The 12,951-nt window shown below is 72.8% G+C and carries 11 protein-coding genes; 2 read left to right on the top strand and 9 right to left on the bottom strand.

What is annotated here, in order from left to right; translation table 11 throughout:
• Positions 1–66 precede the first annotated feature (66 nt).
• Positions 67–423, top strand: coding sequence for a hypothetical protein (locus ACKUB9_RS15075; protein ID WP_407524376.1), 357 nt, complete (start codon positions 67–69; stop codon positions 421–423).
• A gap of 360 nt (positions 424–783) precedes the next feature.
• On the opposite strand, the gene ACKUB9_RS15070 is transcribed toward ACKUB9_RS15075, so the two are convergent.
• The 8 genes from ACKUB9_RS15070 to ACKUB9_RS15035 form a co-directional block, all read right to left on the bottom strand.
• On the bottom strand, positions 784–1,521 hold the full coding sequence (locus tag ACKUB9_RS15070; protein ID WP_407524374.1) for a PIG-L deacetylase family protein: 738 nt from the start codon (positions 1,519–1,521) through the stop codon (positions 784–786).
• Positions 1,521–2,753 carry a glycosyltransferase family 4 protein gene (locus ACKUB9_RS15065; protein WP_407524372.1) on the bottom strand — a complete coding sequence of 411 codons (1,233 nt, stop codon included), beginning with the start codon at positions 2,751–2,753 and terminating at the stop codon, positions 1,521–1,523. The genes ACKUB9_RS15070 and ACKUB9_RS15065 overlap by 1 nt, the downstream gene beginning before the upstream one ends.
• Positions 2,750–3,583 (bottom strand): sugar phosphate isomerase/epimerase family protein, encoded by an 834-nt coding sequence (locus ACKUB9_RS15060; protein ID WP_407524370.1) that lies wholly within the window; start codon positions 3,581–3,583, stop codon positions 2,750–2,752. The genes ACKUB9_RS15065 and ACKUB9_RS15060 overlap by 4 nt, the downstream gene beginning before the upstream one ends.
• Positions 3,580–5,151, bottom strand: a complete 1,572-nt coding sequence (locus ACKUB9_RS15055; protein WP_407524368.1) for a YcaO-like family protein — start codon at positions 5,149–5,151, stop codon at positions 3,580–3,582. The genes ACKUB9_RS15060 and ACKUB9_RS15055 overlap by 4 nt, the downstream gene beginning before the upstream one ends.
• 116 nt (positions 5,152–5,267) lie before the next feature.
• Positions 5,268–6,293, bottom strand: coding sequence for a Gfo/Idh/MocA family protein (locus tag ACKUB9_RS15050; protein WP_407524366.1), 1,026 nt, complete (start codon positions 6,291–6,293; stop codon positions 5,268–5,270).
• Positions 6,293–7,465 carry a class I SAM-dependent methyltransferase gene (locus ACKUB9_RS15045; RefSeq protein WP_407524364.1) on the bottom strand — a complete coding sequence of 391 codons (1,173 nt, stop codon included), beginning with the start codon at positions 7,463–7,465 and terminating at the stop codon, positions 6,293–6,295. The genes ACKUB9_RS15050 and ACKUB9_RS15045 overlap by 1 nt, the downstream gene beginning before the upstream one ends.
• 64 nt (positions 7,466–7,529) lie before the next feature.
• Positions 7,530–8,465, bottom strand: coding sequence for a hypothetical protein (locus ACKUB9_RS15040; RefSeq protein ID WP_407524362.1), 936 nt, complete (start codon positions 8,463–8,465; stop codon positions 7,530–7,532).
• Between the two features lie 2 nt (positions 8,466–8,467).
• On the bottom strand, positions 8,468–9,658 hold the full coding sequence (locus ACKUB9_RS15035; RefSeq protein WP_407524360.1) for an inositol-3-phosphate synthase: 1,191 nt from the start codon (positions 9,656–9,658) through the stop codon (positions 8,468–8,470).
• Between the two features lie 323 nt (positions 9,659–9,981).
• Between ACKUB9_RS15035 and ACKUB9_RS15030 the strand changes: the two genes are divergently transcribed.
• Positions 9,982–11,097 (top strand): transglycosylase SLT domain-containing protein, encoded by a 1,116-nt coding sequence (locus tag ACKUB9_RS15030; protein ID WP_407524358.1) that lies wholly within the window; start codon positions 9,982–9,984, stop codon positions 11,095–11,097.
• Between the two features lie 132 nt (positions 11,098–11,229).
• Here ACKUB9_RS15030 and ACKUB9_RS15025 read toward each other — a convergent pair whose 3' ends face one another.
• Positions 11,230–12,945 (bottom strand): adenylate/guanylate cyclase domain-containing protein, encoded by a 1,716-nt coding sequence (locus tag ACKUB9_RS15025; RefSeq protein WP_407524356.1) that lies wholly within the window; start codon positions 12,943–12,945, stop codon positions 11,230–11,232.
• Between the last annotated feature and the right edge of the window lie 6 nt (positions 12,946–12,951).

The following is a 12,951-nucleotide window of genomic DNA, read 5'->3' as shown; positions in this document are numbered from 1 at the left end:
GTCCTTGCGCGGGCGGGTGGATCGGAGTCCAACGGTCAAGCTTATCGAACACCGGACCGACCTCCCATGCGCCTCCGCATCGTCCTCGCCGCCGGCCTGATGGCCCTCGGCGCCACCGCCACGCTCGCCGGCGGAGCCTCCTCGCAGTTCGAGGCCTACCAGCCCGACCCGGCCCTGCGCACGGCCCCCAAGTCCGAGCTGGAAGGCCGCGTGCGGCGCGCCTGCGCGATCGTCCAGGCCCGGCTCCAGAACGCCGCCGAGTCCAGCCTGGAGCGCCCGTGCGGCTGCTACGCCAAGGCGACCCTGCGCACCCTCGACGCGTCCGAGATCGAGGCCTACCGCACCACCGGCTACTTCAACGATTCCGCCCGCGCCAAGGCACTCGACGCCCTCGACAGCTGCAAGCTGCCCCGGCCGGTGTAGTCACTCACGGATATCGCGGGATCTCCTCTCCCGAGTAGACTATCCTATTCACACATCGCTGAATGAGGCGCGGGATCTCCTCTCCCCGCACGCGGGGAGAGGGCTGCTTGCACCTTGTCGTGCAAGCAGCGAGCCCGAAGGGCGACGGTGAGGGGGCGTCTCGGGACAGAGCGCACCCAGAACCGCCCCCTCACCGTCGGCTGCCGCCTCGTCTCGCCCCCGACAAGGGGGGGTGGGATCGTTCCGATCCCCAGACCCTCTCCCCGCACGCGGGGAGAGGAGACCGTGCACGACCCGACGTGTGAATCCGCAAGCCCACACGGGAGAGGGATTCTCCGTGCCTTGCGGGTCGATCGTGCTTCAGAGATCGAACGGGATCTCCCCCTCCTGCCGGAAGCGCTCGCGGCTCTCCTCGGCGGCCAGGCGGGCGTCGAGGCCGGCCGCGCCGCCGAACTGGAAGCCGATCTGGCTCGCATAGGCCGCGCAGGCGGCCTGCTTGGCCGCGTCGTCCTGGGGCTCCAGCCGCACCGTGACCTCGGGCAGCGCCGCGAACGCGGCGCGAAACGGCTCCTTCGGGTCGGCGTGACGCACCGTGTAGGGAAAGTCGCGCCACCACAGGACCGGCGCCGCGGGCGCGGCCTCGCGCAGAGCCAGCACCAGCTGGACATGGTCCACGTGTCCGCCCACCCCTTGCGGCGCCAGCACGAGATCCGGCGCGTGGGCGGCCAGGAGATCGCGCAGCTGCACCGCGAGGTCGGCGCGCACGCGGTCGTCCGGGCGCAGGTCCGCGAACAGGGCGGGGGCGGAGCCGTAGCCGCGGTGGGGCGCTTCCGCCAAGGCGATGTGCCGCGGCCGGGCGCCGAGATGCGCGCAGGCCGCCGCGTCCTCCGCCCGGCGCAGGGCCATGTAGTCGACCTCCGGCCCCAGCCCCTTGTCGAGCTGGCAGGCGAGGGCGAAGCCCTGCGGGTCGGGCACGCTCGCGGTGAAAAGCGTCGCCACGGTGACGTCCCAGCCCCGGCGCGCGAGCCGCGCCAGCGTGCCGCCGCACGAGAAGGCGGCGTCGTCGAGGTGGGGCGAGAGGGCAAGCGCGGCCGGCATCAGAGCAGGTGCGGCTCGGCCCGGAAGCGGCAAGCGGGATCGCGCGGCAGCACCGGGTCGACGGGATCGGGCGCGCGATCCCGCACGGCGGCGTAGACCTCCATGATCTGCCGGCCGACCGCGGTCCAGGAATAGACCCTGCGGCATTCTTCCAGGGCCGAGGCGGCGAGCCGCCCGCGCAGCGCCCGGTCCGCGATCACCCGGTCCAGCGCCTCGGCGAGCGCCGGCACGTCGCCGGGCTGGACCAGAAGGCCGTTCTCCCCGTCGCGCAGGCAGTCCGAGACCCCGACCGAGTGCGTCGAGACCACCGCGAGCCCGGCCGCCATCGCCTCCAGGATGGTGTTGGAAAAACCCTCCGCGTAGGTCGGCGAGACGAAGACGTCGCCGAGCCCGTACAGGGCCGGCACCGCGTCGTAATCGGCATAGCCGGTGAAGCGCAGGTCGCGCTCGGAGAAGCCGAGCTCGGCGGCGCGGGCGCGGGCCGGGTCCACGTCGGGGCCGATGCCGGAGATCACCGCCGCGAAGGGCGTGCCGCGGGACCGCAGCAGGGCGAGGGCGTCGATGAAGTCGAGCACGCCTTTCCGGCGGTCGACCCGACCGTGGTAGAACAGGCGCACCGGCTCGCCCGCGTCGCCCGGCCGCCAGCCCGGGGGCGGGCGGAACCGCTCGGTGTCGACCGCCCCCGGCACGATCGTGAAGCGGGCGGGATCCGCGCCCAGCCGGTCGCAGACCTCCTGCACGAACGAGCGCCCGCCGATCAGCAGCGCGTTGGCGTGCGCCAGCACCCGCACCATCGCGAGGCGGTGCGTCTCGCAGCAGGAGCCGACCCAGTGGCCGTCGCCGCCCTGGATCGAGACCACGTTCGGCACGCCGAGCGCCTGCGAGGCGAGCAGCGTCGCCCAGCCGGTGGGATAGCCGTACTGCGCGTGCAGCACGTCGAAGGGCTTGGCCCGGTGCTCGGCCGTGATGGTGGCGACCATGGTCTCGATGTCGCGCTCGAAGTCGCCGCCCTCCTGCTCGCCGACCTGCTCCAGGCCGATCACCCGCACGCCCGGCACGGGGGGCGGCGGCCCGCCGCCGTACACGCGGGTGCCGAAGGCATCGCCGCGGTACTGGCTCACCATCGTCACGTCGTGTCCGGCGCGCACGAGTTCGCGCAGCAGGTTCTGCGCGTAGACGCTCATCCCGGAGATCGCCGGGAAGTAGCGCCGGCTGACGAAGCAGATCCTCATGGCGCACCGGCCCGGCAATGGCGGAGGAAGGCCAGGGCGTCCGGGATCATCCGGTCCGCCCGGTGGCTCTCGCGGGAGAGTTCGACGCAGACGAGTTTCTGGAAGCCGATCGCGTCGAGGGCGTCGAGCACGCCCGGCAGGTCCATGTCGCCCTCGCCGAAGGGCAGGTGGACGTGGACGCCGCGGGCCATGTCCTCGATCGCCACCGTGCCGAGCCGGGGCGCGAACTCGCGCACGGCCGCGGCCGGATCGCGCTCGCCGGTGACGAGGCAATGGCCGGTGTCGAGGGCGAGCGAGAGTCCGTCGAGGCCCAGCGCCGCGTAATCGTCCAGGGTCTCGATCAGCATGCCGGGCTCGGGCTCCAGCGCCGGCACCACGCCGCGCTCGGCCGCATAGGCCACGACCTGCTCCAGCCCCTCGCGCAGCCAGTCCCGCGCCGCTGCCGCGTCGACGCCGGGCTTGGGCACGCCCGCCCAGAACGACACCGCCTCCGACCCGAGGATCTGCGCGATGTCCACGGCGCGCTGCAGGAAGGCGACCCGGCGCGCACGGCCCTCGGCGTCGGCCGTGACGAGGGTCGGCTCGTGCTTGGCGCGCGGATCGAGCAGGAAGCGCGCCCCGGTTTCGATCACCGAGCCGAGGCCGAGGGCGAAGAGCCGCCCGCGCACCCGCTCGGCCTCATGCGCCCAGTCCGGCGCGAAGGGATCGAGGTGGTGGATGTCGAGGGTCAGCGCCACGCCGTCGTAGCCGGCCTCCGCGATCAGCGCGAGCGCGTCGTCGAGGCGGTGATTGGCCGCCCCGTTGGTGTTGTAGGCGAAGCGCAGGCTCACGCGGCCCTCCCGCGGTGCTCCAGCCGAAAGGGCGCGTGGTGCGATTCCGGCTCCCGATAAAGGGGGTAGAGGGGTCCGACGATCCGGTCGGCCAAGCCGACGTCGAAGAGCGGCTGGCCGCCGAAGCGCTCCAGCGCCTCCGGCGTCAGGCGCACCGGGCGTAGGGTCTCGCTCTCCTGCCCGAAGCGGATCAGCGGGTGGTCGCGCTCGATGAGCTTGCGCGCGTTGCGCTCGCCGATGCGGTAGTAGCTCATGGTCTCGACTTCGAGCCCCGGCACGAAAGCCTTGACGATGCCGACGCCGCCGCCCGGGGGCGAGGCGTCGAGGTAGAGCACGTCGAAGCCCGCGGCCTCCAGGCGCTCGCGGGCGATGCGCCCGCGCGTCTGCCCGTCCGCGGCCGGCGTGGTCGGCAGGTCATGGAAAAGCTTGGTGGCGCGCTCCGAGAAGACCGTGTTGGCGAGGAAGCCGCGCAGGGTCTCGGCCGGCTTGTCGATCCAATGCAGCATGGCGGCGAGTGCGCGGCTCTCCTCCTTGTCGAGGCTCGGCAGCGCGGTCTCGATGAAGGCATCGACGTAGCCCGGCGGGGTGATGCCGCGCGCGAGGTCCAGCGGCCCGTGCCCGAAGGTCTTGCGCACCCGCGCGGCCTGGAATTCGAGCAGCGCCTTGCGCAGCGCCCGCTCGCGGTCGGGGTCGCAGGCCTCGCCGCAGGCCGAGAGCGCGATCGGGGCCGGCGCGCGGGCGGGATCGTGGTCGTAGCCGACGCAGTAGACGTTGGTGAGGCCGAACTGGTCGGTGGCGAATTTCGGCATGGCCCGGATGCCGAGGGCGTCGAGCCGCTCCAGCATGGCGCGGTTCTCCTCGCCGATGCCGTCGAGGTCGAGCATCACGCCCTGATCGAGCGCCCGGAAGAGCAGGCCGTTGCCGTCGCGCTGCAGCAGTTCGAGCACGCCGTGGCCGAGCGCGAAAGCCACGTCCGGCCCGGCCCCCAGGCCGTTGGTGATGAGGTTCGTGAACGGGACGTAGTCGTCCGAGAGTTCGAAATAGTCCGTCGCCGCGATGTCGAGGGGCATCAGGACCGTCTCGCCGGTCCTGGCGCGCACCACCTCGGTCCATTCGAGCACGGTGTCGCGGTCCACCGGGCTGCCCGCCGGCAGGCCGAGGGTGAGCGGGTCGGCGACCGACGCGGCGCCGAAGACCCGCACGAGGTCGTGGTAGCTGCCGCGCTCCTTCCGGCGCGGGATCAGCGCGACGCTCGGCATCAGATTCTCGGCGATCTCGGCGATCGAGCCGATGATCGCCTCGTCGTCGGTGGCGCCGTAGCCGATGCCGCTCGGCATCGCGCCGACGTAGTAGGGATCGTCCAGAAACAGGGACACGAACCAGCACGGCACGCCGGTGCGGTCGAGAGGCGCCAGCGGGAAGCCGACGATGCGGCCGGCCGGCAGCACGTCGAGATAGGCGCGGGCCGCGTCGGGCAGGGCGGAGGGCAGGCCCTCGATGGTGCGCGCCTGCCCGTACCGGTAGGGGCGGGGGCGGCTCGGGCGCAGGCTGGTCGTGTCAGAGGTCACGGATACGCTCTCGCTCTAAGCATCATTCGCCGAAGTGGTCACCGGTTCGGCGGCGGAAATGATGCAACATCAAAAGCCTAAGCAGAATTGCCCCGTGCAATTCTGCTTAGGGCGTGTCAGGCGGCCGGCTTGGCGGCGCGGGACGAAGACCCCGCGTAGGCCCGCGCGATCAGCCGCATGGTGTGGAGGTCGCGGGAGGCCGACCACGCGGCGCGCTCCGCCGGATCGCGCAGCGCCCGCCCGAAGGCCCGCACCTGTTCGAGGAAGGGCGAGGCGGCGGCGTCGAAGGGGAGGGGCGTGACGCTACCGGTCGCGCCGTCCGTGAAGGTCGCCCGTCCGCCCGGCTCCTGGCCCATCGTGTTCTCGGCGGTGAGCAGGCCCAGGGTGCCGGAGACTTCGAGGCGGCGGCGCGGCAGCGCCTCCGGGTAGTTGTAGGCGACGTGCAGGCTCGCCAGCACGCCCGATGCCGTACGCCCGATCAGCAGCGCCCCGTCATCGACCGCGTAGCCCTGCGCCCGCGTCTGCGTCAGGGCGGCGATCTCCACCAAGTCCTCGCCCAGCAGGTACTCGGCGAGGTCGAGGCCGTGCGGCGCGAGGTCCATCAGCGCGCCGCCGCCCGCCTGGGCGGGATCGATGCGCCAGTTCGCCTGGCCCGGCAGCGAGGTCCAGGCCCGGTCGAGCCAGCAGGCATAGACGATGCGCAGCGCCGTCACGGTGCCGAGGCGGCCCTCGCGGATCGCCGCCCGCACGGCGCGGTGGCCCGGATGGTGGCGCTGGTCGAAGGCGGTGCCGTACAGGATGCCGGCGCGCGTGACCGCCGCCGCCATCGCCTCGGCGTCGGCGAGCGAGGCCGCCATCGGCTTCTCGCACAGAACCGCCTTGCCGGTGGCGGCCAGCGCCTCAACGGGGCCGCGGTGCAGGTGGTTGGGCGTCGCGACGTAGACGGCCTCGATCCCCGGCTCGGCGAGGAAGGCGGCGAGATCGGCGTGCGCCCGGGCGCCTGCGGCCTCGGCGGTGGCGCGGGAGGCGGGGGCGGCGTCGCAGACCGCCACCAGCCTGTCGCCCGCCGCCGCGATGGCCGGGGCCATGAAGTCCCGGGCGACCCAGCCGTAGCCGACGATGCCCCAGCCGATTCCCGCCATCACCAGCGCTCCGGCAACGCGACGAACTCGCGGCGGCGCGCCCGCTCGGCCGTGGCAGGCCCCGCCTCCACGGTCTCGGGGCCGGGGGAGCGCAGCGGGTAGGTGGCGCGCGGCCCGTACTCCGCCGCGTAGCGATCGGACGGCCACGCGATGGCGTAATCGCCCTCCGGCGTCGGCTGGTAGAGGGGGTTGAGGCGCAGGATCGTGCCGTCCGGCGGCAGGGTCAGCCCGTCCTCCAGCGCTCGGGGCGCGGGGCGCATGCCAGGGCCGCACACCACGGAAAACGCCTCGACCTCCTGCAGCGACGAGGGATCGGCCGGCGCGGGGGCGCGCGCGGCGACCAGCGCCGCGGTCAGTTCGGCATCGTCGTACACGAGGCCGTCGGGGAAGAATTCCTCGATCTCGACGCTGGAGACCGCGTGCCCGGCCGAGAAGCCGGCCCGCGCCCGGTTGTGGATGTGGCTGACAGCCAGCCAGCCCTCGTCGCCGGCCGTGCGGCGCAGGTTGTCGAGGATGCCCTGCTTGTCCTTCATGAAGTAGAACGCGTCGTGGCAGACCACGAGGTCGACGGGCGATCCCTCGATCGGCCAGCAGGGCGAGGCGGCGTCGAAGCAGACGAGCTGGGCGCGCTGGCCCACCACCCAGTGGCGCGCCACCCAGAGCTTGGCGAAGACCACGTCGCCCCCCGCGACCTTCACGCCCCGGCCCTGCAGGTCGCGCAGATAGTGGCCGATGCCGCAGGCCAGTTCGAAGACGCAGACCGGCGCGTTCCAGTGCGCTTCGAGCAGGGCGAGGCCCGCCAGATAGGTCGGGTCCGTCCAGCGGTGCACGAAGTAGTCGCCGACCCGGCCCCAGGCGAGCCGCTCCACCGCCTCGCGCAGCGAGACGTATTTGAGGTCGCGCACGAGGTCGCGCAGGGCGGCGGGGTCGGGTTTCGGCCCGGTCCACCACTCGTCCTGATCGGCCAGCAGGAGTTCGAGGGCGTGGCCGGGGGCGCCCTTGTCGAGATGCCCCAGTGCCTCGCGCACGAGGTCGTCGCGGTCCACCCTCAGGAAAGGAATGCCGTCCACCACCGGCCAGCGCGGGCCTTTCCGCCCTTCGCGCAGGGAATGGGGCGTGTCGTGATGCAGGGGCTCGCCCGTGACGGGCGAGCGGAGACCGAAGGGGATCACGCGGACGCTCCTGGGGGAAGCCTGCCGGAGGAGATGGGTCTCGCCGGAGGCGCGGGGAGTCCCCTCACGGCAGCCGCATGTCGGCGAGCACCCGGTCGTGGAAGCCCTTGACCGGCCCGTCATGGACCAGCGCCATCTCGCCGAGCACCGTACCCATGGTGAGCGAGGCCGCGCGCAGGTGCTGAGCGATCTGCAGCACCCGGTCGATCACGTCCGCCGCATGGAAGGCCCGGCCCTCGGCGGTGCCGTCGTCGGGCAGGAGGCGCCGGGCGCTCTCGACGCGACGGCGCAGGGCCGGTTCGAGCTCGTCGAGCGCGCGCGCCGCCGTGCGGGCGATGACCGGGTCGAGATGGGCGCCGAGCAGCACCTCGCCGGTGAAGCCGGCATCCGGCATCATCGCGTTGTGCAGGTGGTGGGCCAGTGCCGCCACGAACACGGTGGCCGGGTCGGCGCCGTAGAAGGGGCTCAGCACCACGCCGTAGACCGCCACCATCAGGCAATGCTCGGCGTGGTTCTCGGGCGGCTCCAAGAGGATGCGGGGCCGGCCCGGGCAGGTGACGCCCGCGCGCGGCTGCGCGGCCAGCAGGTCGACGAAGCCGGGCAGGTGTCCGGCGGGCAGCGGCTCGGGCGCCGTCAGCGCGGCGCGCAGCCGGGCGCGCAGGGCCGGATCGACCTCGGCCGTGACCTCGTCGAAGCCCCGCTCCAGCACGGCCCCGGCCTCGGCCGTCGACAGGCCGGCCGCGGCCAGGAAGGCCGCGTCGAGATCGCCGAGGCGCGCCGCCGCGAGCGCGGTCGCGGTGACGCGCTCGGTGACGGCGGCGGCGGCGGCGCCCGCCGCGAGCGCCCCCCACCCTTGCGCGAAGAGGCGCTCGGCGATGGAGCCGCGCCGGCCCGCCGAGCGGATGCGCTTGAGGTCGTTCAGCTCGACGAGGAGCGCACGCAACCGCTCGGGAGCCGCGGCGTCACCGCGCCCCCCGCCGGCGAGATCCGGCCCGCCCATGCTCAGTGCACGCCGAGCCAGTCGAGCAGCATGCGCTCCTGAATGCCGAAGGCGTGTTCCGGCCCGTGGCCGTTCTTCACCATCGGGGCCTTGAAGAACAGCGAGAGCTGCTCCTGCACGCCGCCGTCGCCGCGCTTCTTGGCGAGGTCGAGCACGCGCGCGATCTCGATGACGAGCGGGGCGGCCAGGATCGAGTCCTTGCAGAGGAAGTTGACCTTGATCTGCATCTTCTGGCCGAGGAAGCCGGTGACGTCGATGTTGTCCCAGGCCTCCTTGTCGTCCCCGCGCGGGCGGTAATAGTGGATGTGGACCAGATGGTCCTCGACCGGGTAGCCGAGGATCGAATCCAGCACCGTGCCTTTGGTCTTGAGCTTCGACTGCAGCGAGGACGGATCGTCGAGGGCGAGGCCGTCGCGGTTGCCCAGGATGTTGGTGGAGAACCAGCCGTCCACATGGAGCGCGCGCGACTTCAGGGCCGGCGCCAGCACCGTCTTCATCATGGTCTGGCCGGTCTTGCCGTCCTTGCCGGCGACCGGGACGTTGAGCTGGCGGGCGAGATCGACGAGGGCCGGCACGTCGGCCGCCACGCTCGGGGTGAAGTTGGCGTACGGGATGCCGTTCTTGATCGCCGCGTAGGCGTAGAGCATTGCCGGGCTGATCGCCTCGTCGCTCTCATCGAGGCCGCGCTCGAACGCGTCGGCCGAATTGAGCGTCGGATCGTCGAGGTCGGGCCAGCGCTCCGTGGAGGCGAGGTTGACCACCACCACGTCGTCGACGCCGCTCTCCTGCCGGAAGCGGTCGAGATCCGCGGCGATCGCCGTCACCGCCTCGCGGTGGTCCTTGGCGACGATCCGGTTCTGGCCGTCGATGTTCTTGCAGAACTTGGCGCTGCCGACCGCCGGCCAGGGCCGCATGGTGTTGAGCACCTGCGCGCCGTTCTCGAGGTCCTGCCGGCTCAGCACGCCGTGGGTGGAGGCGGCGGCGCCGAGATCGTCCCCGTTCAGATCCCAGCCCCCGAACACCAGATCCTTGTAGCCGACCATGCCGGCAACCGCCTTACCCGCAAGGGGCAGACCATCGAGACGGTTCGATCCGGACTTGATCATCTCGATGCCGGCGATGGCCGTGGTGGCAACAGCCCCACCCATGCCAACGAAAGCGACGCCGACGCGGCGCCCGGTCTGCATGCTCATCGGAAAGGGACTTCCTTCACTGAAAGGCGGGCGGCGGAAGCATCCAGGATGACGGGGGTGCCGCTCCGCGTGGCGGTGAGAAATGCACGAGGCGGCGGTTGGTTCCAGAGCGAACACGAATTATTCACAAATGCTGATCTGGTGCCGGTTCGCCCCATTCTGGACGAAACTGTGTCCTGTCAGAACCTTACCGCGCCGCAAAATGACCCCGGCCCTTAACGTCACGCTGTCCCATTGTGGTCACAGCGGGCCGTCAGACACGCCGCTCCCAAGCGAAGCGTGCGCGGCCGGGAATCGGGCCGGGCGGTAACGAAGGCAAGGACATGAGGGTTTTCCCGGAGCCGGCGCGCGGCGCCGACGACGCGCGTCGACTCGTGCCCGAGAACGGGACGGTCACCGACGAGGCCACCGTGCGGTGGCTGAAGCCCCTCGCGGCCGGTGCCAGGACCATGCCGGCCCGCGGTCGGCGCTCGCTGCCGCGCCTGCTCGCCTCCGCGGCGGTGTTCGGGCTCGCCGTCGTCGCCACCCTGCCGACCGACAGCCTCGCGCCGGCCGCCGCGGCGCACGACCGCATCGACCTGCGCCCCGTCCGCGTCCCGGCCATGCCGCCCGCCCTGTCGCCCGAGTGGCGGGGCGTCGCGCTCTCCGAGGAGAAGCCCAGCACCGCGGAGCTGATCCAGACCGATCTGGACCGCCTGGCGACCGAGGCGGGCGAGGACGACCTCCTCACCTTCGGGATGACGCGCGTGCCGCGCAGCCTCGTGGAGACCATCCTGCGGGCCGCGCGCGACACCGAGGTCGACCCGGTCTACCTGATGGCGCTCGCCGACAAGGAATCGAGCTTCCTGCCGCACGCCCGGGCTGCCACCTCCTCGGCCGAGGGGCTTTTCCAGTTCCTGACCGGCACATGGCTCGAATTGCTGCGCGCCTTCGGGCCCAAATACGGTCTCGCCGACGAGGCCGGCCTGATCCAGCGCCGGGGTTCCGGTCTCGTCGTGGCGGATACCGGCGCGCGCCGCCGCATCCTGTCGCTGCGCCGCGACCCCTACATCGCCGGGCTGATGGCGGGCGAGATGATGAAGCGCGACCGCGCCCGGGTGGCGCAGCGCGTCGGCCGCGACCTCACGCACTCCGAATGCTACTTCGCCCACCTGCTCGGGGCGGCGAGCGCGAGCCGCTTCATGCAGCTCACCGCCGAAAAACCGGACCATCCGGCGCAAGCCGCGTTCCGGGCCGCCGCGAAGGCCAACCGCAGCCTTTTTTTCGAGCGTGACGGGAAGAAGACGCGCAGCCTCTCGGTCGCCGAAGTCTACGAGAGACTCGACGGCATGATCGATCGGCGCCTCGACCGGTTCCAGTCGGCGGCGTCCCTGGCGGATCGCATCGACACCCGCAGGCCCGGTGAGGCCCCGCCGGCCGCGACCCTGATGGTGCCGTGAGTTCCCGTAGCGAAGCGCTCTCACGGCAGCCGCAGGACAGCGCGCGGCGGTAAGACGCGCGAGCCCTTCGGTCGCATAATGCGCCGCACTGACGCCGGTTCCGTCGCGATCGAAGATTTTTCGAGACCCCGATCAGGCCGCGGGCAGGCGCGCCGCCAGCTCGCCCGCCCGCTCGACGTACAGGATATCCAGGGCGCTGCTGCCGCGGATCGGCACCCGCTCGGCGCGAAGGCCGGCGGTTGCGAGGCCGGCCCGCCGGGCGGTCTCGGCCGAGGCAGCAAGCTGGACCTCGGCGGCCTTGGCCAGCGTCTCCAGGCGGCTCGCGATGTTCACGGCCGGCCCGATCGCCGAGACCGGCACGGTCTCCCCGAAACCCAGCCGCCCGAGCACGAGCGGCCCGGCATGCAGGCCCATCGCGACCCGCAAGGGGGCGGGCAGCTCCGCGGCGATCTGGCGGTTGAGCGCGTCCACGGCCCGGTCGATGTCGGCCGCGGCCGTGTAGGCCGCCCGGCAGGCGGCATCGATCCCGTCCGGGTGCGTGAACAGGGCGAGCAGGCCGTCGCCCGCGTAGCCGCCGATCCAGCCGCCGCGGGCGGCGACCGGCCGCCCCGCCGCCTCGAAGAAGCGGTTGAGGATGTAGACGACGTCGAAGGCGAACTTGCGCTCGGCCAGCGGCGTGAAGCCCCGCACGTCGACGAACAGGATCGCCACCTCGCGCTCGATGCCGGCGAGATCCGGGTCACCCAGCTGCGCCTCGGCGGCTTCCCGTCCGCGGGGGCGGAGGATCCGGGTGACGGTGAGGTCGCCGCGCGGGCGCGCCTGGCAGGCGAGCCGCACTCCCGGCGGTGCCGCGATGGCCGCGAGCGTCGCGGCCTCCTCGGGGGTGGGCGGGTCGAGGTTCTGCTCGCCCTGCGTGACCAGCACGCGGCAGGTCGAGCAGCGCCCCCGCCCGCCGCAGACGGCGAGATGGGGGATGCGGGCGGAGCGGCTGATGTCGAGGAGCGTCAGGCCCTCGGCGGCCCGCACGCTCTGGCCGGTGGAGTAGGTCACGACGATCCGCCGCGCCCGCCACGCGGCGGCGATCCGCCATCCCCCCAGTGCCAGGGCGCTGGCGGCGGCCGCGTAGATCGCCGCGAGCACCGGGCCGCGCAGGGCTGCCACGGCCTCGGGCGTTCGCGGCGCCTCCCAGAACCGGGCGAGGTCGGGCGCCCCGAAGCGCGCCGCCGCCGCGAGGTCGCGGTCCATGAACTGGCCCTGGACGGCGATGCCGAGGATGGCGGCGAGCGGCAGCAGCAGGGCCGCGACCGCGAGCCGCGGGACGATGCGGCGGTAGCCGGCGGAGAGCCGCAGCCATTGGTGCAGGCCCAGGCAGCCATGCGCCCAGACGAGCCCGAGCAGCAGCGTCTGGCGTGCCATCCCGTCCGGCCACAGATGGGCGATCACGTAGGGATAGTCGGTGCGCTGGCCGGTGAGGAGGTTCGTCACCCGGGTGCCGAGGATGTGCGGCACCAGCAGGAACGGGATCGCCAGCCCGAGCAGGATCTGCGCCGCCTGCCAGACCGGCATGCGCAGGCTGCGCCGGCTCGCCAGCGCCTCGAAGGCGAGGGCGACGTGGACCGCCAGGGCGGCCGACAGCACCGCGGTGCCGGGGACGGAGCGCGTCACGGCCGTGCGCCAGCCCTCCGCCGCCCGCATGACGTCGAGCGCGACCAGCCCGAGCGCGTGGTTGGCGAAGTGCGTGGCCGCGAAGGCGAACAGGATCAGGCCCGAGACGAGCCGGAGCCGCTGGCGCAGCGATCCGCGCCACAGCCCCGCCGGGTGCCGCGTGCCGGACGGCGAGGGGAGCACGGGAGG

This window comes from Methylobacterium oryzisoli (assembly GCF_046557895.1).
GTDB classification, from domain to species: domain Bacteria; phylum Pseudomonadota; class Alphaproteobacteria; order Rhizobiales; family Beijerinckiaceae; genus Methylobacterium; species Methylobacterium oryzisoli.
Note: the sequence above shows the minus strand (reverse complement) of the source record. Positions and strands in the feature narration are given on the sequence as shown.